We start from the raw sequence: 24,567 nt of genomic DNA, 5'->3' as shown, positions 1-24,567 counted from the left end.
CGGTGCGTCAGTCGCCGTCCACCTTGGGGCGGTGCGTCAGTCGCCTATCCCTCGACCTGATGGGCGATCAGCTCACCGACACCGACGAGGAAAGGCGAGTGAGTCACCGCCCCCATGCTGCGAGACTGGCGGGTATGACCAATGACCGCGCCGCCACCTTCCTCGCCCTGCATCAACCCGGCGCTGGGTTCCTGCTGCCGAACGCGTGGGATGGGGGGTCGGCGCGGATCCTCGAGCAGGTCGGGTTCTCGGCGATCGCCACCACCAGTGCCGGCATCGCGTTCAGCCTCGGCCGCGCCGACGCACACATGGAGGGCGCCGAGATGCTCGACTGCATCGCCGTGATCGTCGACGCCGTCGAGTGCCCCGTGACTGCTGACCTCGAGTCCGGATACGGCGACACCGCCGAGGACGTCGCCGACACCATCACCCAAGCCGTCGCTGTCGGCGTGGTCGGTTGCAACCTCGAGGACGCGATCCAGCCCGGAGAGCTCATCCCGATCGCAGCCGGCCGCGAACGCGTCGAGGCCGCGCGGAGCAGCGCACCCAAGGGCACGTTCGTGCTCAACGCGCGCACCGACACGTACATGGCCAATCACCCTGACGCGTTCGCCGAGACGATCCGGCGGGCTGAGCAGTACGTTGCTGCCGGCGCCGACTGCATCTTCGTGCCCGGCGTGAGTGATGCCGACGAGATCCGACGGTTGACCGCCGAGATCGACGCGCCCGTGAATGTCGTGGCGGGCCTGGTCGAGCCGGTGCTCGACGCGGCCACCCTGCGCGAGCTCGGCGTCGCCAGGATCAGCATCGGCGGCACGCTGACCCGCGCGGCACTGACCCTCGTCGAGAACGCCGGCCGGGAGATGCTCGAGCACGGGACGTTCAGCTTCGCCGACGGCGCGATCTCGTACGGCGAGTTCCAGCAGCGATTCAGCTGACCGACGCTCAGGCGCGCTCGACCTTGGTCCAGCCGGTCCAGCCACGCTCGGCGAGGAGCTGCTGGAGCTCGACGACCACCGGATGCGCCTCAGCCATCGAGTCCAGCAGCTGCACGAACGTGCTGTCGTCCATCTTGAGGTCCTGCTGCTCGAGCTGGCCGCTGGCGGCCGCCTCCTCGAGCATCTCGATGAGCAGGTCGGCCATCTCCTGGACGACGTGCCCATGGTCCTCGTCGTCGGCCAGGATCTGGCTGATGAGCTGATAGAAGTGCACGACTCTGGGGTCCTCGAGCTGGCGAACCTTCTCTTCCATGTATGCGACGATCTCGTCCGGATAGCGAGCCGCGACCAGGATCCAGGCGTCGCGTTCGGCGGCGATCAGCTCCTCGGGCATGCCGATCACACGCAGCCGGTCGAGGTAGTCGGCCACTTCGTCCGGCACCGCAAGCGAGTCGCCCGAGGCCAGCTGGGCGATGCGCCGGCGGTGCTCCTGCAGCTCGCGGATCTTGGCGCGCAGGTCACGGTCGATCACGCCAGTGGCCTCCGTGAATGTCGGGGCGTCGGCGGCCAGGAGCTCCTGCACCTTGGCCAGCGGCACCCCGGCGTCGGCCAGCGTGCGGATCCGGATGAGCCGGACGACCTCGTCGGCGCCGTACGTCCGGTAGCCCGAGACGTCCCGCTCCGGCTCCGGCAGCAGGCCCACCTGGTGGTAGTGCCGCACGGTGCGGATGGTGACCCCGGCGTACGCCGCCAGTTGCCCGATCGTCAGCATGACTCCACCCTGCCCGGTCGCTCCACCCTCGTCACGCGATCTTGCTGCGGTAGACCGACATCGCGAAGACGTAGGCGACCGCCACGAGGCCCAGGCACCACGCGAGCGCGACCCACAGGTCGTTGCCGAGCGGTTGGTTCTCGAGCAGCCCGCGGATCGTGTTGACGACCGACGTGACGGGCTGGTGCTCCGCGAACGCCCGAACGGGGCCCGGCATCGAGTCGGTGGGCACGAACGCGGAGCTGATGAACGGCAGGAAGATCAGCGGGTACGAGAACGCGCTCGCACCCTCGACCGAGGACGCGGTCAGTCCCGGGATCACGGCGAGCCAGGTCAGGCCCAGCGTGAAGAGGAACAGGATGCCGGCGACCGCCAGCCAGTCCAGGACGTTCGCACCCGAGCGGAACCCCATGATCAGCGCGACCACGATCACCACGACCAGCGAGATCAGGTTCGCCACGACCGAGGTCAGCACGTGCGCCCACAGCACCGCCGAGCGCGCGATCGGCATCGACTGGAACCGCTCGAAGATGCCGCCCTTCATGTCGAGGAAGATGCGGTACGCCGTGTAGGCGATCCCCGACGCGATCGTGATGAGCAGGATGCCCGGCAGCAGGTAGTCGACGTACTTGCCCTGGCCGCCGGTCTCGATCGCGCCGCCCAGGACGTACACGAACAGCAGCATCATGGCGATCGGCGTGATCGCCGTCGTGATGATCGTGTCGGGGCTGCGGCCGATGTGGCGCAGGGACCGTCCGAGCAACGTGGTGACGTCGGTGAAGAAGTATCTGGTCATGGTGGTCCTCAGCTCTCTGCGCCGCTGGCGGCGGTCGGCTTGCCGGTGATGGCAAGGAAGATGTCCTCGAGGGACGGCTGCTTCTCGATGTACTCGACCTCGGCGGACGGGTGCAGCGCCTTGAGCTCGGCGAGCGTGCCGTCGACGATGATCGTGCCCTCGTGGAGGATCGCGATCCGGTCGGCGAGGTGCTCGGCCTCGTCGAGGTACTGCGTCGTGAGCAGCACCGTCGTGCCGTGATCAGCGAGGTCCTTGATCGTGCTCCACACTTCAAGGCGTGACTGCGGGTCGAGGCCGGTGGTCGGCTCGTCGAGGAAGATGACCGGCGGGTTGCCGATCAGGCTCATCGCGATGTCGAGCCGCCGCCGCATGCCGCCGGAGTAGTCAGCGACCTTGCGGCTGCCGGCGTCGGTGAGCGAGAAGCGCTCGAGCAGGTCGTCGGCGATGCGTGCAGGCTCCCGCTGGTGCCGGAGCCTGGCGATCAGGACGAGGTTCTCCCGACCGGTCAGGATCTCGTCGACGGCAGCGAACTGACCGGTCAGGCTGATCGACTCGCGCACCTCGGCGGCCTGGGTCGCCACGTCGTACCCGTTGATCGTCGCGGTTCCCGCGTCAGCCTTGAGGAGCGTCGACAGGATTCGCACGGTCGTCGTCTTGCCCGAGCCGTTGGCACCCAACAGGGCGAAGATGCTGCCGTGGGCGATCTCGAGATCGACGCCGCGCAGGACGTGGACGTCCTTGAACGACTTCTCGAGCCCCTGCACCCGGATGGTGGGGTCGTGCACGTGGTCGGTCATCTCGTCAGGCCTCCGATCGAGCCACGTGGTTGACGGTGTCGGCCAGGCGCTGCTGCTCCTTGGCGGCCCACGGGTTGGTCGGATAGCGCTTGAGGAGCTCGTCGGCGAACCGCACCGGGTCGTCGCCGACGATCTCGCGGACCGTGACGTTGTCCTTCTGGCCCTTCTCGATGATCTCGATGAGCTCCTCGAGCATCGCCACGACCGACTCACCCGTCGCCGGACCGAACCGCAGGGCGTACCTCTCGACGGCGTCGATCGTCTCGCCATAGCTCGCGGGGAGCTGCGCCTTGCGGGCCTTGTACTGCTTGTAACGCTTCTTCTCTTCACGCCACTTCGGCATGTCGTCCTGCCTCTCGTCAGGTGGCCGAAATGGGCCACCACGAGAGTGTGCAGGGTTGACGTTGCGTCAAGGTCAACCCTGATCTTCGGAAAGTTCCGAAGGGGCTGCCTGGCCGCCGTTACGCGTTGGCGTCGGCCTTCGCCTTGAGCATCAGGGCGATGTCGATGAGCTGGTCCTCCTGGCCGCCGATCAGCTTGCGCCGGCCGGCCTCGAGCAGGATCTTGGCGCCCGAGACGTCATAGCGTTCGGCGGCGTTGCCGGCGTGCTTGAGGAACGAGGAGTAGACCCCGGCATAGCCCATCATCAGCGTCATCCGGTTGAGCGTGCACTCCTCGGGCATCGCCGGGCGTACGACGTCCTCAGCGGCATCGACGATCTGGAGGAAGTCGACGCCGGTCTTCCAGCCGAGCTTGTCGGCGACGCCGATGAACGCCTCGAGCGGCGTGTTGCCGGCGCCGGCACCGAAGCGGCGAACGGACCCGTCGATCTGCGTGGCACCCGCACGGGCGGCGATGACGGTGTTGGCGACGCCGAGGCCGAGGTTCTCGTGACCGTGGAAGCCGATCGTCGCCTCGTTGCCGATCTCGGCGACGAGGGCGGACACCCGGTCGGCGACGCCCTCCATGACGAGTGCACCGGCGGAGTCGACGACATACACGCACTGGCAGCCGGCGTCGACCATGATGCGGGCCTGCTTGGCCAGCACCTCGGGCGACTGGGTGTGGCTCATCATGAGGAAGCCGACGGTCTCCAGGCTCAGCTCGCGGGCGAGGCCGAAGTGCTGTCCCGAGGTGTCCGCCTCGGTGCAGTGCGTGGCGATGCGGCAGATCTGCCCGCCGTTGTCCTGCGCGGCTCGGATGTCGTCCTTGGTGCCGACGCCCGGCAGCATGAGGAACGCGATGCGGGCGCGCTTCGCGGTCTCGGCGGCGAGCTTGATGAGCTCCTGCTCGGGCGTCGCGGAGAAGCCGTAGTTGAACGACGAGCCGCCCAGGCCGTCGCCGTGCGTCACCTCGATGACCGGGATGCCGGCCTCGTCGAGGGCGCCGACGATGTCGCGCACCTCCTGCGGCACGAACTGGTGGCGCTTGTGGTGCGAGCCGTCGCGCAGGCACGTGTCGGTCAGGCGGAGGTCGAGGTCACTCGACGGGTCGGTCTGCGACCACGTACGGGCGAGCGCGTCGACGGACGAGTCGACACCGGAGACGGGAGCGGCAGTCATCGAAGGATCTCCTTGGCGATCGATTCGCCGACGCGGGTCGCCGCGGCGGTCATGATGTCGAGGTTGCCGGCGTACGGCGGGAGGTAGTCGCCGGCACCCTCGACCTCGACGAAGATGCTGACCTTGGTCATCCCCTTGGTCGCCGGTGAGGCGTCGTCGAACTGCGGGTCCTGGAGCAGTCGATAGCCGGGTACGTACTCCTGCACCTGCCGCGCCATGCGTACGACGGACTCGGAGATCGCGTCGCGGTCGGCGTCGGCGCTGACCCCACAGAAGATCGTGTCGCGCATGATCATCGGCGGCTCGGCGGGGTTGAGGATGATGATCGCCTTGCCGCGCTCGGCGCCGCCGATCGTCTCGACGCCCGCACTGGTCGTCCGCGTGAACTCGTCGATGTTGGCGCGGGTGCCCGGGCCCGCCGACGCACTGGAGACCGACGCGACGATCTCGGCGTACGGCACGGGGGTCACTCGCGAGACGGCGTGGACCATCGGGATCGTGGCCTGCCCGCCGCACGTGATCATGTTGACGTTGTCGGCGTCGAGGTGCGCCTCGCCGTTGACCGGCGGGATGACGGCGGGTCCGACGGCGGCCGGGGTCAGGTCGATCGCCCGGATGCCGGCCTCGGCGTAGCGCGGGGCGTACTCGCGGTGCACGTACGCCGAGGTGGCCTCGAAGATCAGGTCGGGCAGCTCGTCCTGCTTGAGCAGCCAGTCGACCCCCTCGTGCGACGCCTCGACGCCGCGATCACTCGCGAGCTTCAGGCCCTCGGACGCCGGGTCGACGCCGATCATCCAGCGGGGCTCGATCGTGTCGCTGCGGAGCAGCTTGTAGAGCAGATCCGTGCCGATGTTGCCCGGCCCGACGATCGCGGCGGTGACCTTCTTGCTCATTCTCTTACTCCTCGAAGGAGACGGTCAGGGGTGCGAACCCACTGATGGAAGCCGTGACGCGGTCACCCGCGGCGAACGGTACGAAGGGCCCGAGGGCCCCGGACAGGATCAGGTTGCCCGCACGCAGCGGGTCGCCGAAGCGGGCGGCCTGGACCGCGAGCCAGCGCAGGGCCTCCAGCGGGTCGCCCAGGCAGGCGGCGCCGTTGCCGGACGAGCGCACGTCGCCGTTGATCGTCAGGCTCATCTCGACGTCGCGCGGCTCGATGTCGCTCAGCGGGAGCCCCGCATCGCCCACGACGTACAGGCCGCTGGAGGCGTTGTCGGCGACCGTGTCGGTGAACGTGATGTCCCAGCCCTCGATGCGCGAATCGACGATCTCCAGCGCCGGGATCGCCACGTCGACGGCCTCGCGGACCAGGTCGATCGTGATCTGCTCCTCGGGCACGTCGATGTCACGGCTGAGCCGAAACGCGACCTCCGCCTCGACTCTGGGCTGCAGGAGGGTGCGCATCGAGATCGGCGTGCCGTCCGTGCCGTGGCTGACGTCCATGTCGCTGAGCAGGTAGCCGAAGTCGGGCTGGTCGACACCGAGCTGGTCCTGCACCGCCTTCGAGGTGGCGCCGATCTTGCGGCCGACGACCGTCACGCCCCCGTCGAGCCGCTTCTGGACGAGTCCCTGTTGCACGGCGTACGCCGCAGGCAGGTCGTCGGTCCCGATCAGGTCGCGGACCGCGGCGCACGGCACTCGCGTCTCCAGAGCCTGCGCAAGCCGCTCGGTCGCCGCGGCGACGGCAGCGGGATCAGCCTTGGTGAAGGTCACCTCGCCATACTAGAACCTGTTACAGTTTTGCGGTAGTCAGCCCGACCGGAGGTCCGATGGAACAGACGTGTGACGTCATCGTCGTGGGTGCCGGAGGCGCCGGAATGACGGCGGCTCTTGCCGCCGCGAAGCACGGTTTGGACACCGTGGTGATCGAGAAGAGCGCCTACTTCGGCGGCTCGACGGCCCGCTCCGGCGGTGGCGTGTGGATCCCCGGCAACCGCGCGCTCCGCAAGGCCGGCCAGGTCGAGGCCGACGATGCCCAGCAGGCGCGGACGTACCTCGACTCGATCGTCGGCGACGTCGTCCCCAAGGAGCGCCGCGACACCTTCCTCGACCGCGGACCCGAGGTCATCGACTTCCTCCTCGACAACACCCCCGTGCAGCTGAAGTGGGTCCCGGAGTACGCCGACTACCTCCCCGAGCAGCCCGGCGGCCGGCCTCGCGGTCGCAGCGTCGAGCCCGTCCCGATGGACGGCCGCATCCTCGGCGCTGAGCTCGACCGGCTGCACCCGCCGTACGCCAAGGCGCCCGCCAACCTCATCGTCACGCAGGCCGACTTCCGCAAGATCAGCCTCGGCGTGCGCACGCTCCGCGGCCCGCTCACGATGATGCGCGTGATGCTCAAGCGCGTGCTGAGCTCGCTGCGCGGCCGCCGCATGTACGCCATGGGCAACGCGCTCACGATCAGCCTGCGCAAGGGCCTGATGGACGCCGGCGTGCCGGTGCACTACGAGACGCCGCTGACCGGACTCGTCATCGAGGGCGGCCGAGTCGTCGGCGTACGCGCCGAGCACGAGGGGGCCGAGGTCGTCATCCGCGCCCGCCGTGGCGTGATCCTCGGTTCCGGAGGGTTCGAGAAGAGCGACGCCCTGCGCGAGAAGTTCCTGCCGACCCCCACCGAAGCGGGCTGGAGCACCGGCGCGGCCACCAACACCGGTGCCGGCATCGAGGCCGGCGTCGCCGTCGGCGCCGCCACCGACCTGATGGACGACGCCTGGTGGGGCCCGACGATCCCGCTGCCGTCCGGCCCGTGGTTCTGCCTCGCCGAGCGCAACCTCCCCGGCTCGATCATCGTCAACTCCGCAGGTCAGCGGTTCATGAACGAGGCGCTGCCGTACGTCGAGGCGACGCATGCGATCTACGAGGGCGAGGCGACGGGTGTCCCGCACGTACCGGCGTGGCTCGTCATGGATCAGCGCTACCGCAACCGCTACCTGTTCGCCGGGCTCTCGCCGCGCCAGCCGTTCCCCGGCCGCTGGTACAAGTTCGGCACGGTCCGCAAGGCCGACTCACTGGCCAAGCTCGCGGCCGAGATCGAGGTGCCCGCCGACGCGCTGGAGGAGACGATCCGCCGGTTCAACGGCTTCGCCGAGTCCGGCATCGACGAGGACTTCCACCGCGGCGAGAGCGCGTACGACCGCTACTACGCCGACCCTCGCGTGAAGCCCAACCCGTCGCTGCACTCGATCGACCACGGCCCGTTCTATGCCGTCAAGATCGTCCCGGGCGACCTCGGCACCAAGGGCGGCATCGTCACCGATGAGCGCGCCCGCGCGCTGCGCCCCGACGGCTCGGTCATCGAAGGGCTCTATGCCGCCGGCAACTGCTCGTCGGCGGTCATGGGTCGTACGTACGCCGGTCCCGGCGCGACGATCGGCCCGGCGATGACGTTCGGCTACCTCGCCGCCGAGGACATCGCACGAGCCGGGGGCACCGACTGATGCCGATCGACCCCAGCGTCGCCATCGGCGCGGAGACCGGCACGCAGGAGTTCTCCTGGAAGGCCAGCGACGTACTGCTCTACCACCTCGCCGTCGGCGCCGGCTCCCGCGCGGGCGACAACGTCTCGGCCGACGCGCTGCGCTGGACGCTCGACGGCGACCGCCTGCAGGTGCTGCCGAGCTTCGGCGTCGTCGCGCCGTCGTTCCACGAGACCAACCCGCCATCGCTCGACCTGCCCGGCTGCGACATCAACCTGGCGCAGGTCGTGCACGGGGCCCAGGAGATGCGTGTCATCGGCCCGCTGCCGACGTCAGGCTCTGCCCGGCTGACGACGCGCATCACCGACATCTGGGACAAGGGCAAGGCGGCCGTGATCTGGCAGGAAGGCGTCGCCACGGCTCCCGGCGGCACCGAGCTGTGGCGCGTACGTTCGTCGATCTTCGTCAAGGGTGAGGGCGGCTGGGGCGGCAACCGCGGCGAGAGCACGGCGGTGGCGGTCCCCGACCGCTCGCCCGACGGCTCCACGACGTACACCGTGACGCCGCAGCAGGCGCTGCTCTACCGGCTCTGCGGCGACCGCAACCCGCTGCACGCCGACCCTGAGTTCGCGAAGGCGGCCGGTTTCCCGGCGCCGATCCTGCACGGCCGGTGCACGTACGGCATCGTGCTCCGCGAGGTCATCGACCTCATGCTCGGCGGCGACGCGCATGCCGTCAGCGGGTATGCCGCGAGGTTCGCCGGTGTCGTGTTCCCCGGCGAGACGCTGTCGATCGACGCGTGGGACGAGCCCGAGGGCATCGTCGTGTCCGCGACGGTCGGCGACCGGCCGGCCCTGGCCGGCTGCCTCGTCACCCGCCGCGGCTGACACTGCTGGCCCAGCGAGGACGCCTAGCGAATCGCCGCGGGGCATCCATCGTGGATCCTTGGACGGACAGACCTGTGTTCGACACCGAAGGGTGACGACTGCCGATGTACCGACTGACCGTGAGCTACGACGAGCCGGCCGACAAGGACGCCTTCGACGTCCGCTACACGGACGAGCACGTCCCCCTCGTCAAAGCCGTGCCCGGGCTGGCCGGGTTCCAGCTCAGTCACCCGCAAGGCGGCGCACCGTACCTCGTCGCCGAGCTGTTCTGGCCCAGCGAGGACGCCTACAAGGTCTCGGCCGCGACTCCCGAGATGGCCGCGACCCGCAAGCACGCCGAGGGTTGCGACACGACGTACACGGTCTACACCGGCAACGTCACCGAGGCCTGACCGCCCGCCCTGGCAAACCGACCTCGGCCGGGCCACAACTGCGCGATCATGGGAGCGTGAGCTCGTCCCCCACTCCGCCGGCACCTCAGTACTGGCACCCTGCCCCTGGCCCCTACAGGACTCCTCCAACGGGACCGTCCGTCGCCTGGGCTGTGTGCTTGTGGATCGTCGCCGGCGTCAGCCTGCTCGGCACGCTGGTGTGCGGAACCTTGGCCGGATACGGGTTCTGGGTCGACCATCACATGGACACCGAGGGGGTCAGTGCGAGAGCGGTGGTCACCGAGGTCGATGGCGACGACGTCACCCTGGACTTCACGACAGCGAGTGGCCGGCTGGTCACCGCAGACCTGCTGTGGATGCCTTTCGACGTCCCGGAAGTCCACGACGAGGTCATGATCACCTACGACCCCGATGACCTCACCGAGGTGCGCCCGGAGGGGAGCAACGAGGACCAGGTCTTGGCGACCGTGTTCCTCGTCTGTGCGTGCGTCGGACTTCTGGTCTCGATCGGCACCGCAGTCGGCGCGATCCTGGTCCACCGCGCCAGATCACGGAACGCCCGGGCGGCCTGGGCGGGCCCGCACTGATCGGCCGCTACATGCCCCAGCGAACGCCTATTGCCCGAGGATCAGGCCGGACGTCGGGACGCCCGTGCCGGCGGTGACCAGGACATGCTCGGCGCCGTCGACCTGGTTGACCGAGGTGCCGCGCAGCTGACGCACCGCCTCGGCGATGCCGTTCATGCCGTGGATGTACGCCTCGCCGAGCTGGCCGCCGTGCGTGTTGAGCGGCAGCCGACCGCCGAGCTCGATCGCGCCGTCGGCGATGAAGTCCTTGGCCTCCCCACGACCGCAGAAGCCCAGCTCCTCGAGCTGCATCAGCACGTATGGCGTGAAGTGGTCGTAGAGCACCGCGGTCTGGATGTCGTCGGGTGTCAGCCCGGACTGCCGCCACAGGTCGCGGCCGACGACGCCGATCTCGGGGATGCCGAGGTCGTCGCGGAAGTACGACGTCATGACGAACTGGTCGGCGCCGCTGCCTTGCGCGGCGGCGACGATCGGCACGGCGCCGGCTCGCAGGTCGCGGGCGCGCTCGGTCGACGTGACGACGATCGCGACGGCCCCGTCGCTCTCCTGGCAGCAGTCGAGCAGCCGCAACGGGTCGGCGATCATCCGGCTGTTCTGGTGGTCCTCGATCGTGATCGGCTTGCCGTGGAAGAACGCCGCGGGGTTGGTGGCTGCGTGCCTGCGGTCCGCCACGGCAACCGCGCCGAAGTCGGCCGACGTCGCACCGTACTCGCGCATGTAGCGCCGCGCCTGCATCGCCACGGTGGCTGCGGGCGTCGACAGCCCGTGCGGGTACGTCCATGCGTTGTCGAGCCCGTTGGTGTTGACCTGCGTGGCCGCACCCAGCGACACCTGGCCGAAGCGTTGGCCGGATCGCTCGTTGAACCCGCGATAAGCCACGACGACGTCGGCCATGCCGGTCGCCACCGCCATCGCCGCCTGCTGCACCGTCGCGCAGGCCGCGCCACCACCGTAGTTGATGCGGCTGAAGAAGCGCAGCTCGCCCATCCCGAGCTCTCGCGCCAGGGCGATCTCGGAGCTGGTGTCCATCGTGAACGTGACCAGGCCGTCGACGTCGGGCGCCGTCAGCCCGGCGTCGGCCAGCGCAGCGATCGTCGCCTCGGCTGACAGCTGGAGCTCGGAGCGGCCGGACTCCTTGGAGAACTCGGTCGCGCCGATCCCGGCGATCGACGCCGCGCCGGAAAAGGTCATCGGCGGATCTCCAGTCGGGCGTTGGCATGCGTGCCGATCGAGACGTCGGCCCTCACGTCGAGGGTCGTCACCCCGTCGGCCTCCGACACGATCGTGCCGGTGAACCGCAAGGTGTCGTACGGATGCGCGGGCGCGCCGAGCCTCAGCGCGCACGACAGGATCTGCGTCTGCGGGCCGGCCCAGTCGGTGACATACCGCTGCACCAGACCGGTCGTGCTGAGGATGTTGATGAAGATGTCCTTGCTGCCGTGGCCGATCGACCGGTCACGGTCGTGGTGGACGTCCTGGAAGTCGCGGGTGGCGAGCGCCGTCGACACGACGAGCGTCGGCGTGATCGGCAGCTCCCAGACCGGCAGGTCGGACTCCGGCTCCGACGCGACTGACGGCACCGGTGCCCCAACCGGGCGCCACTTCGCCAGCGTGAGGTCGTCGTCGATGCGGTCGAACCACACCTCGACGGCGTCGCCGATCGCCACGTCTCCGTCGACCTCGCCGACCATGCGGACGCCCTCGTCGAGCTCGACCAGCGCCAGCGTCAGCGGCAGCCGCTTGCCCGGCACAGCAGGCGCATGGTGCACGAGGAACGAGTGCACCTTGCCGCGACCCGACGCCACCACGTACCCGCGATCCATCGCGTGGCACACCGGGCACACCGGCCCCGGAGGGTGCCGCAGCTCGCCACACGCGTTGCACGTCTGGATGCGCAGCTCGCCGGCAGCGGTGCCCGCCCAGAAGAACTCGGTGTCGCGGTTGACCACCGGACGCAGCGTCTTCGTCGGGTCCACCGCGGGGCGGCCCGTGCCGGGCTTGAACTTGAGCACGCGGAACGTCATCGTCGCGACCTCTTCGTCGCCGACGGTCCACACGCTCTTGGTCGTGATGAACCAGCCCTCGCCGACACCGGTCTTCTTGGGGCCGACGACGTCTGCGAGGTACGTGCTGATGCTCGGCACCTCGCCGGGCCGCAACGTACGCGCGTAGGTCTGGTCGCAGTTGGTGCCCAGCACCGACGTGAAGCCGGCGTCGTCGAGGACCTGCATCGTGTCGGGCAGCGGGTCGCCGGGCATGCGCTCGGGGTTGAGCCCGTACATCGTCCACACCTGCGCCATCGCCGGCGGCGCCTCGGTGTCGGGGCCGGGCGCCCACCGCGGGTTGGTGTCGCCGATCGCCTCGGCCCAGTGCCGGATCATCGGCACGTTCACGGGATCCGGGGCCACGCGGGCCGGACTCTTGCCGCGCGCCTTGATCTCGTCGGTCCGCGCGATGATCTCGCTCTCGCTCATCGCGGCACCGCCGTAATGAAGGGCAAAGAGTACGGCGGCACCTCGATGGTGCGCCGATTGTTCGCTCGCTGGCGCTCGCTCATCGCGGCACCCGCGGCAGGTCCAGGCCGAACATCGCGATCAGCTCACGCTGCACCTCGTTGACCCCGCCGCCGAAGCTGAGCACGAGGTTGCGCTTGCTGGTCGCGTCGAGATACTCCACGAGCCGTCCCGTCGCCGGATCGGCCGGATCGCCGTACGTCGTGACGACGTCCATCAGCGCCAGCCCGAGCCGCTGCACCTCGTCGCTGGCGAACACCTTGGACGTCGACGCGTCAGCCACCGCAGCACGATCCGACGACGCACCCCGCGCGACCGCCCAGTTGATCAGCTCGTTGACCCGGAACGACGCCGTCGCCCGCGCCAGCACGTCGCGCACCTGGGGCACCTCGAGCAGCGGCACGCCGCCCGGACCCTCGCGACCTTCGGCCCAGGCTCGCACCAGGTCGCGCAGCCCCTCGACGCGACCGGCCGGCCCGAGCATGACCCGCTCGTGGTTGAGCTGCGTCGTGATGAGCTGCCAACCGCGGTTCTCCTCGCCGACCAGCATGTCGACCGGCACACGTACGTCGTTGTAGTACGTCGCGTTGGTGTGGTGCGAGCCGTCGCTCGTCGTGATCGGCGTCCACGAGAAGCCGGGGTCACGGGTGTCGACGATGAGCACCGAGATGCCGCGGTGCGGCGGCGCATCCGGATCGGTGCGGACGGCAAGCCACACGTAGTCCGCAGCATGGCCGCCGGTCGTCCACATCTTCTGCCCGTTGACGACGTAGTGGTCGCCGTCGCGCCGGGCGCTGGTGCGCATCGACGCGAGGTCGGTGCCGGCGTCGGGCTCGCTGTAGCCGATCGCGAAGTGCACGTCGCCGGTCACGATGTCGGCGAGGAACATGTCCTTCTGCTTCTGCGTCCCGTACGCCTGCAGGGTCGGCCCGACGGTCTGCAGGGTCACCGACGGCAGGTGCACGTCCGCACGCGCCGCCTCGTTGACGAACACCTGCTGCTCGATGACGCCGCGACCCTGGCCGCCGTACTCCTTGGGCCAGCCGACACCCATCCACCCGTCGGCGCCCATCTGCTTGATGACGCGGTGGTACGCCGGGCCGTGCCGGTCGTGACGCATCTCGTCGCGGTCGGCATCGGTCGCCAGGCCGGTGAGATAGGCGCGCACCTCCTCCTTGAACGCGCGCTCCTCAGCCGTCAGCTCGGCGTTCTTGCCGGCGGTCTCCGCGACCGGCACCTCGGCCAGCGCGGCCGGCCCACCGAGGTGACGGGCCACATCGCGTACGCCCGAGAAGTAGCCGTTGAGCGGATAGGTCACATCGACGCCCATGCCGCCGTGCAGGTGCTGGCAGGTCTGCAACACGGTCGACGCCCGATCGGCGAACCAGTGCGCAGCGACGGCCAGGTCGTCAGCGGCGGGGTCACCGGCATCGAGGCGGCGTACGGTCTCGGCTGCGGTCAGCGTGAACGTCCGCGAGGCGACGTAGACGTCGGCGATCTGCTGCGCCACCGCCTGGAACTCCGCCAGCGAGCGGCCGAACTGCCGGCGATCGCGGATGTAGCCCGCGGTCAGGTCACGCGCCCCCTCGACGAGACCGGCGCCGAGGGCGGCCAGCCCCGCGATCGCGTGGTTGCGGACGACGTCGGCGTCGAGCGTCCCAAGCGCGGGCGCCGAGGTGAAGGTGTACGTCGCCTCGGTGGTGCCGCGCGAGGTCGCGGTCTCGACCCGGGTCACGCCGGGTCCGTCGGGATCGACGATGACGACGCCGACTTCACCGCTCCCTGAGCTTGTCGAAGGGACCAGCAGCAAGGTCTTCCCGTCCAGCACCGGCACGCCGATCTTGGTGCCGGTCACGCCCTGTCCGTCGTACGTCGTGGCGGGCTCACGCGGCAGAGCGGAGCCGAGCTCACCGAGTGCCGGAGCGAGGAGCAGGTCACCCGAGAGCACCTGGGGGACGAGGTCGGCTTGCAACGCGTCGTCGCCCGTACGGACGAGGGGCAGCAGCCCGCAGGCCAGCGTCTCCCACACCGGCAGGTCCGAAGCGCGGCGACCGACCTCGTGCAACAGCACGGCGACCTCGGCCAGGCCGAGTCCCTCACCGCCGAGCTCCTTGGGAGCGGCCAGCGCCAGCAGCCCGGACTCCTGCAGCGCACCCCATGAGCCGTCGCCTCGGTCGAGCACATCAGCGATGACCGAGCACACCTCGTCGAGCAGCGAGTCCACGCAGATCGTCTCCTTCGGTGGGTGTCGTCCCGCTAAAACTATAACGTGTTCTATTCTCGTGGGAGGCCGACCTACAGGAGGAACCGTGCGGAACCCGGTCACGCTGCTGCCCCTGGGGGCGCTGCGGCACCTCCTGCCCGACCCGTCGACGTGGGACCTGTTCGACCTGCCGCCCGTCGACCTGCCGGAGGGCCGCTGGCTGGACCTCCCCCGGCGCGGTCGTACGTGGCTGACGGACGTACCCGGTCCGACCCCCGATGCACCCGCTATCGTCCTGCTCCACGCGGTGGGCTGCACGGGCCAGCTGACCTGGTTCCCGGCGATCCCCGTGCTGGCTCAGCACTACCGCGTCATCGCGTTCGACCAGCGGTGGCACGGGCGGGGCATCACGTCCGAGCGGTTCCTGATCTCCGACTGCGCCGATGACGTCGCTGCCGTGATCGACACGCTCGGGCTCGACCGGCCGATCATCGCCGGCTACTCGATGGGCTCGGTCATCGCGCAGCGCGTGTGGCGCCAGCATCCCGACGCCGTCGGTGGACTCGTCCTCGCCGCCACCACGGCGCACTTCCGTACGAATGGCCGGGAGCGCGTGTTCCACACCGGTATGGCTCTGGGCATGGGGCTGACCGCGACGCTGTCCCGCTCCCGCGTCGTACGCCGGGCCAGCACGGCCGCCGCTGAGGAGATCGAGACCGGCAGCTCCGACACCGCGGGTTGGGCGCTGAAGCAGTGGCGGTCGAGCAGCCCGTGGGCCGTCGGCCAGGCCGTGGCGTCGCTGGGGCGCCATCACTCGACACTGTGGCTGGAGCGGGTGGACGTACCGACCGCCGTCGTCGTCACCACCAACGACCACGTGATCCCGCCCGACCGCCAGCGCGACCTCGCCGCCCGCATCCCCGGCGCGACGATCCACGAGGCGGCCTGCGGCCACGCCGGCTGCGTGCTGGAGCACAAGGAGTTCGTCCCGGCCCTCCTCGACGCCGCCCTCACCACCTCAGCCAGGATGCGCAAACCGCAACCGGCCTGACGTCATTTCGACAAGCTCCGTGACCGAGGGCCGGCTAGCCCAGGACTGACTTCTTCATCGCCTCGAGCTCAATGGGGAACTGGTCGATCAGGTCCCACACGCCCGGCATCAGCTCGCTGCACGCGATGGCGCCGATGTGCATCTCGCCGTTGTTGCTCATGACCGTGATGTTGAGTCCCGCGCCGTGGAAGATCGGGCCGAGCGGATAGAGCGCGTCGATCCGCGAGCCGACGAAGTAGAGCGGCACGGGCGGGCCCGGCACGTTCGAGATGACGAGGTTGTGGATCACCGGGGCGCGCTCGGCCAGCCGCAGGTCCGAGACCATGCGGACCGCCAGCCCGAACGTCCTCGGCGCGGCGAACTCGGCCCACTCCTGCAGGGTGTCTGCGGGTACGGCCGAGTGGTGGTCCTTGGCGTGCGCGTTGGCCACCGCCATCTCGGTGATCCGTTCGAGCGGGTCCTCGACGTCGGTGCCGAGCCGGCAGAAGATCGACGAGACCTTGTTGCGACCACCCGTGCGCGTCGACTCGTTGCGCACCGACACCGGGACGCTCGCGAGCAGCGACGAGTCGGGCAGCTCGCCGCGATCCATCAGGTAGCGGCGCAGCGCCCCACCGCTGAGCGCCAGCACGACGTCGTTGACCGTCGCACCGGGCACGGCCTTCTTGATCGCCTTGATGTCGTCGAGCGCGACGTCGGTGTACGCGATCGACCGGTGTCCCGTGATCGTGCCGTTGAAGGACGTACGCGGTGCGGTCAGCGGCGCGGCCATCGCGGTCCCCTTGCGCGCACGACGCGAGGTCTCGACCAGCGTGCGCACGGTCGGGGCGGCGAGCCGGGCGAGCTGCCACGGCTTGGCCACGGTCGAGACGACGCCACGGCCGAACAGCTCGAGGTCCGACGGCGCGCGCAGGTGCTCGCCGGCGCTGGTGTCCAGTGGCGGCGCATCCGGCTCGAGGCTGCACAGGTACGAGATCATGTTGGAGCCCGAGACCCCGTCGACCGAGGCGTGGTGCATCTTGGAGAACACCGCGATCTTGCCGTTGGCCAGGCCTTCGAGCACGTGCATCTCCCAGAGCGGACGAGCGCGGTCGAGCGGTATGCCTGCGAGGTGGCCAGCGACCTCGGTGACCTCGCGCTCACCGCCGGGCGACGGCACGGCGAGCCGGTGCACGTGCCGGTCGATGTCGAACTCGTCGTCGGTGACCCACACCGGGAAGTCGATCTGACCCGGCACGAACTTGAGCTTGCGGTTGAACATCGCCACGTCGGAGACGCGTCCGGACAGCTGCTCCTTGAACGTCTGGAAGTCGTAGCCGCCGGGCATCGTCGCGGGATCGACGACGATCAACCCGCAGACGTGCATGAGCTGGGCGCCGCTCTCGAGGTAGAGGAAGCTCGCATCGAGCCCGCTGAGTCGATCCATGGCCGTATCCTAGTCCTGCATAGAACATGTTCTACCGGTCTGAGGGAGCTCATCCAGATGTCTGCGGGGTATGCCCGACGCCAGCTCGCGCTCGTCGCACTCGCCGTCAACGCCGTACGTCCGCTGACTCGCGGCTGGTCGGCGCTCCCGAGCTTCGCGCTCGGCTGGCCGACGAGCGAGCTCGCCCCGCACCTGCTGGGCGCCGCGGCGATCGACACGGCGGCCGAGCTCACGATCCGTCGGTCCAAGCCGTCCCGCATCGGGCTGCTCGCCGCCGCGGCCGCCGCGGGGCTCCTGGCACATACGATCGCGGGCGCTCGACGTACGGGCACCCAGCTCGACGAGGCGCTGCGTGAAGGCATCGGCGACGGCTACCTCGACGAGATCGACCTGCCCGGCCCCCTCGACCTGCGACTCCCTCGCGGATCGGTTGTCCGGCCGTTCAGCTTCCGCGCGCGTGACATCGAGGTGCTGCGCGACGTGCCCTACACCGAGGGCGGCCGCAAGGCGCACCTCGACATCCGCCGACCCAAGGACCCCGACCTGAGCAAGGCCCCGGTGCTGATCCAGGTCCACGGCGGCGGCTGGACGATCGGCAACAAGGAGCAGCAGGGCCTGCTGCTGATGAACCGCATGGCGCGCGAGGGCTGGGTGTGTGTGTCGGCCAACTATCGGCTCGCGCCGCGCTACCGCTTCCCGACCCAGATCGTCGACGTCAAGCGCGCGATCGCCTGGGTGCACGAGAACATCGCCGACTACGGCGGCGACCCCTCGTACGTCGTCGTCACCGGCGGATCGGCCGGCGGACACCTCGCCTCGTTGGCAGCGCTGACCCCGGGCCTGGCCGCGTATCAGCCCGGCTTCGAGAACTCGGACACGTCGGTGTCGGCATGCGTCCCGTTCTACGGCGTCTACGACCTCGGCGGCATCACCGAGCAGCGATCCGCGATCGACATGCGCGACAAGTTCCTCGGCCCACGCGTCTTCGGCAAGAGCCCGCGCACGCACCTCGACGAGTTCGTGCAGGCGTCGCCTTTGGCGCAGGTCACCGAGCACACGCCCGACTTCTTCGTGATCCACGGCAGCAACGACACCGTCGTCTCGGTCAAGCAGGCCCGGGCCTTCGTCACCGCGCTCCGGGAGAAGTCGGACGCCTCCGTCACGTACGCCGAGCTGCCCGGAGCGCAGCACGCGTTCGAGGTGTTCTCGTCGATCCGCAGCCAGCACACGATCGCCGCCGTCCAACGCTGGCTCCAATGGCACCGGGCAAGGAACCAGAAGCCGGCGAGCTGAGTCAGCGGGGCAGGCCGAGCACCCGTTCGGCGACGACGTTGCGCAGGATCTGCGTCGTCCCGCCCGCGATCGACAGGCAGCGCGTCAGCAGCATCTCGTGCACGTCGGGATCGTCGGGCGTGAACAGCGCCGCAGGACCCAGCAGGTCGACGACGAGCCCAGAGGCGTCCTGCCGATTGCGTACGCCCAACAGCTTCGCCACGCTCGACTCCGGGCCGGGACCACGCCCGGCGATCGACCGCAGCGTCGAACGTACGCCCAGCAGCTGGCACACCGAGGCCAGCGCGACCTGGTGGCCGACTCGCGCCGCGTCGGTCTCCGACTCGCGCCCGGCCAACAGCTCGACGGCCCGCTCCGTGCTCATGCCGAGCTTGCTGCCGGCCATCGCGACGCGCTCGTTGGCCAGCGTCGTGCGGGCGAGCTTCCAGCCCTCGTTGACCTCGCCCACGACGCACTCGTCGGGCACGAAGACCTCGTCGAGAAACACCTCGTTGAACATCGCGTCGCCGGTCAGCTCGCGCAGCGGCCGGATGTCGATGCCGGCGGAGGTCATGTCGACGAGGAAGTACGTGATGCCGCGATGGCGGGCGTCGCGGTCGGTGCGAGCCAGGCAGATGCCCCAGTCCGCCTCGCGCGCCCGCGAGGTCCACACCTTCTGGCCGGTCAGCAACCAGCCACCTTCGGCGCGTACGGCCCGGGTGGTGAGCGAGGCGAGGTCGGAGCCTGCGCCGGGCTCGCTGAACAGCTGGCACCACTTCAGCTCGCCGAGCAGCGTCGGCAGGACGAAGCGCTCAGCCTGCTCCGCGGTGCCGTGGTCGATGATCGTCGGCACGGCCCAGCCGCCGATCGCGATGTCAGGGCGTACGAGCGAGGCACGCGCCAGCTCCTCGTCGACCACGAGCTGCTCGACCGGGCCGGCGTCGAGCCCATGGGGCTGCGGCCAGTGCGGCATGAGGTAGCCGGACTCCACGAGCGCCGCACGCTGCTGGTCTTCGGGCAACGCAGCGATCCCCTCGATCGCCGTGCGCGTCGCGGCGCGGAACTCCTCGTCCGTGCCGCCGAAGTCGATCTCGGGCACCCGGCGCTGCCCGGTGCCGGCCCGGCGGGCCAGGCGAGCCGCCGACTGCTCCGAGCTGCCCGCGAACGCCTCCACGACGGCCCGCAGCGCGATCGCCCGCCGCAGGTAGAGGTGCGCATCGTGCTCGAACGTGAACCCGATGCCGCCGAGCACCTGGATGCAGTCCTGCGCAACCGACACCGCGCCGTCGAACGCCACCGTCGCGGCGACATCGGCGGCATATTGCGCCTCCCCCGCCGGTACGTCCGACCGTGCGGTCGTGGCGGCATCCCACGCGACGGCCGCGATCGACTCCGTCGTCTCCAGCATCTGCGAGCACAGCTGCTTGATCGCCTGGAATGACCCGATCGGTGCGCCGAACTGCTCGCGCACCTTGGCGTAGTCGACAGCGGTGTCCAGGCACCATTGCGCGACACCGGAAGCCTCCGCGGCGGCCAGCGCCACGAGAACCCGCAGCACCGCGTCGCGGTCGACGCCCGGCAGCGGCACGACTTGATCGGTCGTCGCCTCCACACGCACGCGCCCGCCCCGCCGCGACAGGTCGAGCCCGACCTCGGGCTCTGCGCGCCAGCCGTCGGCACCGATCAACACCCACGCGTCGTCGGTCGTACGGGCGAGCAGCCAGCGCGCCTCGACCACATCGAGCACGACGTCGAAGTCTGCTCGAGCGCCATCGGCGTCGACCGTGACCGCACCTGACAAGGCCACCGCTGCGCTCGCACCGCCGGCGATCCCGGCCAGCACGTCACCGTCCTCGGTGAGCTGGCCGACGAGCACCGTGCCGAGCAGCGGGCCGGGCACCAACGCGTACGCCGCAGCCTCCAGCGCGATCGCCTGATGGAGCAGCGAGCCCTCGCCCCCGCCGTGGTGCTCGTCGATGCCGATGGCGGGCAGCCCCGCCTCGACGACCGCCTGCCACGTCTTCGCGAATGCCGCCGACGGATCGGTCTCGACGTCTCGGAGGGCGACCGGGCCACTCAGTCCAGAGGCCCAGGCCCGTAAACTGGTACTCAGTTCTAGATCGTCACGTGTCACGCCGATGGGCATCTGTCGCCTCCGAATCTAGAACGTGTTTCAATCATAGCGACGGTCGGCGAGGTCACCTCGAGCAACGGACCGCGGACAGGAGACGATGCCGGATGACCAGCACGACGGAGACGCCCGGCTCCAACGCCCAGCGCGAACGCCGACGCCGCATCCTCGACGCCACGATCGCGCTGGCGGACTCCGGCGGCTACGACGCCGTGCAGATGCGCGCCGTCGCCGACAACGCCGATGTCGCCCTCGGCACGCTCTACCGCTACTTCCCGTCCAAGATCCATCTCCTGGTCACCGCTCTCGGTCGTGAGTTCGAGCGGGCCGAGGCCCAGTCGCGTACGCGCGTGGTGCCCGGCGACACCGCCCACCAGCGCGTCATGCACGTGCTCGGCGTCACCACGACGGCGCTGCAGAAGCAGCCCGAGCTCACCGAGGCCCTGACGCGCGCGTTCATGTTCGCCGACGCGTCGGTCGCCGAGGAGATCCACGTCGTCGGCGTCAAGCTGACCGCGATGATCACGCACGCGATCGACGGCACCGACGAGGCGCGTGAGCCCACCGACGAGGACATGGCGATCGTCCGGGTCATCGGCGACGTGTGGCTGTCGGCGCTCATGGGCTGGGTCACCGGCCGTACGTCCGCCGACGACGTCACCAAGTCGATGGACGTCGCGGTCAAGCTGCTGCTGCGCTGAGCCGGTCACGCCGGATCCCCGTACGTCTTCAGGCTGCGGAACGCCCGCGATCGCGGCGCGAAGTCGGCGATCACGGCGACCGGCGCACCGTCGAGCGTCCCTGACGCCGTGACGCTGTTGCCCGAGACGATGACCTTGGACACGTCACGGATGCCACTGACGGCGAGCTTGGTGAGCAGGGTGCGGCGACGATGCCGCCCGACGTATCGGGCTGCGCCGACGAACTGCAGCGCCGCCACGACGCCAAGCGTGCGGAACATGTGCGCGAACTGGCTGACGGCCGCCACCACGTACGCCCGCCGCGGCCGCATGAGCTGGAGGTAGACCGGGCGGGGCTCCCAGTACGCCGCCATGCGCCGCACCTTGAGCTCACCGTCCTCGTAGCCGGTCTGGTAGATCAGGTGCGCCGGCGTGCGCACCACGACACCTGGCGCGAGCGTCGTCACGATCGTCGCGTCGCGGACCACGTCGAAACCGTCGACCCAGTCCTGTGCCACCTCGAACACGATGTCGTTCGGCGCGATGAACGTGTCCCAGAACCGCTCCAGCGCGCACGAGTCCTGCGACCGTACGGGCCGCGCGCCGACGGGATCCTCGACCACGTGCTCCTGCCCGAAGATGCCGACCCAGCCGACCTTGTCGTGCACCGCGACGTACGCGGGCGACGAACGTACGAGGGCCAGCACCTCGGCTCGGTCCGGCGTCACGTGCACGGCGGACTCGGTCAAGCGGCCGGTTCGATCGTGAACGTCGCGTCGATCCGCTTGATCGTGCAGGCCGGGGTCAGCGTGAAGTCCTCGTCGACCGTCGAGCTCGCGAGCGACACACCACCCAGTCCGACCGGGATGTCGTAGTGCGCGTTGATGACGTCGGCGCGGCCGTCGGGCTGCCACGTCCACACGACGTTCTCGATCGACGTGAACACCGAGTACTGGATGTGCAGGAAGAGCTGCAGCTTGAGGTCGGCTGCCGACACCGAGGTGGGCAGCCCGTTCTCGATGCGCAGCACGAACGGGTCGAGCGGGATCGACCAGGCGGCGTTGCGGTCGACGAGGGCATCGAGATATTTCTGCGCCGCCGCCTGCGACCCGGCCTGCGAGCAACCGGTCGCGGCTTGGGCGGTCGCCGGGGCGGCGACCAGGGTCGCAGTCAGAGCGGCGGCGGCCAGCAGCCGGCCGAGTCGGGCGTTCACGTGACCACCAGTCCCCGCCCGGTGACGAGCGGCAGGTCGAGAGCGGTGACGAGTCCGGGCTTGGCGCCCACGACCGCCGGCACGGCGTTCACCAGGCGCATCGCCGTGGCCTTGAGACCGGCGGTGTTGTGGTCGCCGTCGGTGCCGAGCAGCTGCAGGTCGAGGGTGTAGTTGGGCTCGCCCTTGATCTCGACGCGATAGCAGCCATGGCCCGCAGGCTGCGGCCAGTCCGGGCCGATGTCGTCGTGGACGCGGGTGACGTGCTCCAGCACGACGACCGCCTTGTCGCCGACCTTGCCGCGTACCTCGAAGTGCAGGCCCGCGACGGTGCCCTCCTCGATGCGGCCGCTGTCGATGTCGAACGACTCGGTCGCCGGGAGCCGCTCGTAGAACTCCTCGACGTCGTCGAGCTCGACCCCGAGTCCGGCGGCGATCTGGTGCACGACACTGCCCCACGCCATCGTCAGGATGCCGGGCTGGAGCAGCATCGGGACGTGGTCCATCGGCTTGCCGAAGCCCATGACGTCGAAGACGATCATGCCCTGGTCGTACGTGTTGTAGTTGAGCACCTCCGAGCAGCGCACCTGGTCGATGCGCTCACTGATGCTCGTCAGCGACAGCGGCAGCCAGTCGTTGGCGAAGCCCGGGTCGATGCCGCTGACGTACAGGGAGACGCCGCCCTCCGCGGCCGCCTGCTTGACACCCTCGGCCATCTCGACGACCGGGCCCGACGGGAACTGCAGGAACACGGGGCCGCTCGAGACGACGTTGATGCCGGCGCGCAGCAGGCGCTCGAGGTCGGCCATCGCCTCGAACAGCCGGTCGTCGGCCATCGCCGAGTGCACGACGGCGTCGGGCTGGAGCGCGAGGATCTCCTCGACGTCGTTCGTCGCGAGGATGCCGAGGTCACGGTCGAGCCCCGCGAGCTGCCCGGCGTCCTTGCCGACCTTCTCGGGGTTGGACACCCAGAGCCCGACGAGCTCGAGGTCCGGCCGGGCGTCGATGCCGGCCAAGACGTGCCGCCCGACGTTGCCCGTGCTCCACGCGACGACTCTGATCATTCTGGGACTCCCAGGTCGGGTAGGGCCATGTCGAGGTTGGGCTGGTCGATGCCGCCGTCGACCTCGAGTACCTTGCCGGTGAGGTAGCCACCGGCGGGGCTGGCGAGGAACAGCACGGTGGCGGCGATGTCGTCCGGCTCGCCGATGCGGCGAAGCGGGGTGTTGGCCTCCATCTGCGCGGTGAGACCTTCGTCGCCGGTGACGATCTCGAGCGCGGAGGTCGCCACGGAGCCGACGGCGATCGCGTTGACGCGTACGCGGGGCGCGAGGTCGCGGGCGGCGAGGCGGGTCCAGTGCGCGAGCGCCGCCTTGGCCGTCCCGTACGCGAGGTAGCCGCGACCACTGACGCGGCCCATGACCGACGAGATGTTGACGACCGCTCCGCCCTCGCTCTTGAGCAGACGCGGCAGCGCGGCACGAGTCAGGGCGTGCGCCGTCGAGACGTTGAAGTGGAACGCCCCCTCGAGCGCGGCCACGTTCGTGCGTACGAACTCCTTGGGCATCGACCCGCCGACGTTGTTGACCACGACATCGAGCTGGCCGAACGCGTCGACCGTGGTCTGCGCGAGCGCGGCGACCTGGTCGAGGTCGGACAGGTCGGCAGCCACGACGAGCGCCTTGCGGCCGAGGGCCTCGACCTGAGCGGCGACCTCGCGGAGCTGGTCCTCCGTACGAGCAGCGAGGACGACGTCGGCACCGGCTTCGGCGAGCGCGAGGGCGCTGGCAGCGCCGATCCCTCGGCCGGCCCCGGTGACGACCGCAACCCGGTCGTCGAGGCGGAATCTTTCGAGCACCATGGCGGGGACAGTAGCGCAAAACTGGAACACGTTCTAGTCTTTGGCTACCAGGCGGACCGGTTGCCTGACGCAC

General features: G+C 69.8%; 24 protein-coding genes. 8 read left to right on the top strand and 16 right to left on the bottom strand.

Annotation, left to right across the window (positions count from 1 at the left end; all coding sequences use genetic code 11):
- Positions 1 to 134: 134 nt before the first annotated feature.
- Positions 135 to 938 (top strand): isocitrate lyase/PEP mutase family protein, encoded by an 804-nt coding sequence (locus tag ESP70_RS17380; RefSeq protein ID WP_149690550.1) that lies wholly within the window; start codon positions 135 to 137, stop codon positions 936 to 938.
- A gap of 7 nt (positions 939 to 945) precedes the next feature.
- Here ESP70_RS17380 and ESP70_RS17375 read toward each other — a convergent pair whose 3' ends face one another.
- The 7 genes from ESP70_RS17375 to ESP70_RS17345 form a co-directional block, all read right to left on the bottom strand.
- Positions 946 to 1,710, bottom strand: coding sequence for a MerR family transcriptional regulator (locus tag ESP70_RS17375; protein WP_149690549.1), 765 nt, complete (start codon positions 1,708 to 1,710; stop codon positions 946 to 948).
- 31 nt (positions 1,711 to 1,741) lie between these two features.
- The gene (locus tag ESP70_RS17370) at positions 1,742 to 2,506 is read right to left on the bottom strand and encodes an ABC transporter permease (protein ID WP_149690548.1); all 765 of its coding nucleotides are present in this window, start codon (positions 2,504 to 2,506) and stop codon (positions 1,742 to 1,744) included.
- 8 nt (positions 2,507 to 2,514) lie between these two features.
- Positions 2,515 to 3,303: an ABC transporter ATP-binding protein gene (locus tag ESP70_RS17365; protein WP_149690547.1), complete on the bottom strand. Its 789-nt coding sequence runs from the start codon at positions 3,301 to 3,303 to the stop codon at positions 2,515 to 2,517.
- 4 nt (positions 3,304 to 3,307) lie between these two features.
- A complete protein-coding gene (locus tag ESP70_RS17360) occupies positions 3,308 to 3,646 on the bottom strand; it encodes a DUF1048 domain-containing protein (protein ID WP_149690546.1) in 339 nt (112 codons plus the stop codon).
- Between the two features lie 118 nt (positions 3,647 to 3,764).
- Complete coding sequence (gene dmpG, locus ESP70_RS17355; RefSeq protein ID WP_149690545.1) at positions 3,765 to 4,865, bottom strand: 4-hydroxy-2-oxovalerate aldolase; 1,101 nt, start codon at positions 4,863 to 4,865, stop codon at positions 3,765 to 3,767.
- Positions 4,862 to 5,758 (bottom strand): acetaldehyde dehydrogenase (acetylating), encoded by an 897-nt coding sequence (locus ESP70_RS17350; RefSeq protein WP_149690544.1) that lies wholly within the window; start codon positions 5,756 to 5,758, stop codon positions 4,862 to 4,864. The genes dmpG and ESP70_RS17350 overlap by 4 nt, the downstream gene beginning before the upstream one ends.
- 4 nt (positions 5,759 to 5,762) lie before the next feature.
- The gene (locus ESP70_RS17345) at positions 5,763 to 6,578 is read right to left on the bottom strand and encodes a 2-keto-4-pentenoate hydratase (protein WP_149690543.1); all 816 of its coding nucleotides are present in this window, start codon (positions 6,576 to 6,578) and stop codon (positions 5,763 to 5,765) included.
- A gap of 56 nt (positions 6,579 to 6,634) precedes the next feature.
- Between ESP70_RS17345 and kstD the strand changes: the two genes are divergently transcribed.
- From kstD to ESP70_RS17325, 4 genes are all read left to right on the top strand, one after another.
- Positions 6,635 to 8,302, top strand: coding sequence for a 3-oxosteroid 1-dehydrogenase (gene kstD, locus ESP70_RS17340; protein WP_149690542.1), 1,668 nt, complete (start codon positions 6,635 to 6,637; stop codon positions 8,300 to 8,302).
- A complete protein-coding gene (locus ESP70_RS17335) occupies positions 8,302 to 9,168 on the top strand; it encodes a MaoC/PaaZ C-terminal domain-containing protein (protein ID WP_149690541.1) in 867 nt (288 codons plus the stop codon). Before kstD ends, ESP70_RS17335 begins: the two co-directional genes overlap by 1 nt.
- Positions 9,169 to 9,272: 104 nt before the next feature.
- A complete protein-coding gene (locus ESP70_RS17330) occupies positions 9,273 to 9,560 on the top strand; it encodes an EthD family reductase (protein ID WP_149690540.1) in 288 nt (95 codons plus the stop codon).
- A 158-nt stretch (positions 9,561 to 9,718) separates the two neighbouring features.
- Entirely contained in the window at positions 9,719 to 10,147 is a 429-nt protein-coding gene (locus tag ESP70_RS17325) for a hypothetical protein (protein ID WP_149690539.1), read from the top strand.
- A gap of 27 nt (positions 10,148 to 10,174) precedes the next feature.
- Here the strand turns inward: ESP70_RS17325 and ESP70_RS17320 are convergent, their stop codons facing one another.
- From ESP70_RS17320 to ESP70_RS17310, 3 genes are all read right to left on the bottom strand, one after another.
- Positions 10,175 to 11,338, bottom strand: coding sequence for a lipid-transfer protein (locus ESP70_RS17320; protein ID WP_149690538.1), 1,164 nt, complete (start codon positions 11,336 to 11,338; stop codon positions 10,175 to 10,177).
- A complete protein-coding gene (locus ESP70_RS20590; protein ID WP_149690537.1) occupies positions 11,335 to 12,621 on the bottom strand; it encodes an OB-fold domain-containing protein in 1,287 nt (428 codons plus the stop codon). The genes ESP70_RS17320 and ESP70_RS20590 overlap by 4 nt, the downstream gene beginning before the upstream one ends.
- A gap of 79 nt (positions 12,622 to 12,700) precedes the next feature.
- On the bottom strand, positions 12,701 to 14,884 hold the full coding sequence (locus ESP70_RS17310; RefSeq protein ID WP_246162075.1) for an acyl-CoA dehydrogenase family protein: 2,184 nt from the start codon (positions 14,882 to 14,884) through the stop codon (positions 12,701 to 12,703).
- Positions 14,885 to 14,969: 85 nt separating this feature from the next.
- Between ESP70_RS17310 and ESP70_RS17305 the strand changes: the two genes are divergently transcribed.
- The gene (locus ESP70_RS17305) at positions 14,970 to 15,914 is read left to right on the top strand and encodes an alpha/beta fold hydrolase (protein WP_246162074.1); all 945 of its coding nucleotides are present in this window, start codon (positions 14,970 to 14,972) and stop codon (positions 15,912 to 15,914) included.
- Positions 15,915 to 15,948: 34 nt separating this feature from the next.
- Here ESP70_RS17305 and ESP70_RS17300 read toward each other — a convergent pair whose 3' ends face one another.
- Complete coding sequence (locus ESP70_RS17300; RefSeq protein ID WP_149690535.1) at positions 15,949 to 17,340, bottom strand: WS/DGAT/MGAT family O-acyltransferase; 1,392 nt, start codon at positions 17,338 to 17,340, stop codon at positions 15,949 to 15,951.
- A gap of 57 nt (positions 17,341 to 17,397) precedes the next feature.
- On the opposite strand from ESP70_RS17300, the gene ESP70_RS17295 reads away from it, so the two are divergent.
- The gene (locus ESP70_RS17295; RefSeq protein ID WP_149690534.1) at positions 17,398 to 18,633 is read left to right on the top strand and encodes an alpha/beta hydrolase; all 1,236 of its coding nucleotides are present in this window, start codon (positions 17,398 to 17,400) and stop codon (positions 18,631 to 18,633) included.
- Position 18,634: 1 nt separating this feature from the next.
- On the opposite strand, the gene ESP70_RS17290 is transcribed toward ESP70_RS17295, so the two are convergent.
- The gene (locus tag ESP70_RS17290; RefSeq protein WP_246162073.1) at positions 18,635 to 20,746 is read right to left on the bottom strand and encodes an acyl-CoA dehydrogenase family protein; all 2,112 of its coding nucleotides are present in this window, start codon (positions 20,744 to 20,746) and stop codon (positions 18,635 to 18,637) included.
- Positions 20,747 to 20,850: 104 nt separating this feature from the next.
- Between ESP70_RS17290 and ESP70_RS17285 the strand changes: the two genes are divergently transcribed.
- The gene (locus tag ESP70_RS17285) at positions 20,851 to 21,444 is read left to right on the top strand and encodes a TetR family transcriptional regulator (RefSeq protein WP_056210456.1); all 594 of its coding nucleotides are present in this window, start codon (positions 20,851 to 20,853) and stop codon (positions 21,442 to 21,444) included.
- A gap of 5 nt (positions 21,445 to 21,449) precedes the next feature.
- Here ESP70_RS17285 and ESP70_RS17280 read toward each other — a convergent pair whose 3' ends face one another.
- Genes ESP70_RS17280 through ESP70_RS17265 form a run of 4 tightly spaced genes read right to left on the bottom strand, consistent with a single transcriptional unit; the run spans position 21,450 to position 24,494 of the window.
- A complete protein-coding gene (locus tag ESP70_RS17280) occupies positions 21,450 to 22,172 on the bottom strand; it encodes a nuclear transport factor 2 family protein (RefSeq protein ID WP_149690532.1) in 723 nt (240 codons plus the stop codon).
- Complete coding sequence (locus ESP70_RS17275; RefSeq protein WP_149690531.1) at positions 22,169 to 22,636, bottom strand: DUF8021 domain-containing protein; 468 nt, start codon at positions 22,634 to 22,636, stop codon at positions 22,169 to 22,171. Before ESP70_RS17275 ends, ESP70_RS17280 begins: the two co-directional genes overlap by 4 nt.
- Positions 22,633 to 23,697 carry an NAD(P)H-dependent amine dehydrogenase family protein gene (locus ESP70_RS17270; protein ID WP_149690530.1) on the bottom strand — a complete coding sequence of 355 codons (1,065 nt, stop codon included), beginning with the start codon at positions 23,695 to 23,697 and terminating at the stop codon, positions 22,633 to 22,635. Before ESP70_RS17270 ends, ESP70_RS17275 begins: the two co-directional genes overlap by 4 nt.
- Positions 23,694 to 24,494: an SDR family oxidoreductase gene (locus ESP70_RS17265; RefSeq protein ID WP_149690529.1), complete on the bottom strand. Its 801-nt coding sequence runs from the start codon at positions 24,492 to 24,494 to the stop codon at positions 23,694 to 23,696. The genes ESP70_RS17270 and ESP70_RS17265 overlap by 4 nt, the downstream gene beginning before the upstream one ends.
- Positions 24,495 to 24,567 lie beyond the last annotated feature (73 nt).

The organism is Aeromicrobium ginsengisoli, assembly GCF_004134905.2.
GTDB classification, from domain to species: Bacteria; Actinomycetota; Actinomycetes; order Propionibacteriales; family Nocardioidaceae; genus Aeromicrobium; species Aeromicrobium ginsengisoli.
Note: the sequence above shows the minus strand (reverse complement) of the source record. Positions and strands in the feature narration are given on the sequence as shown.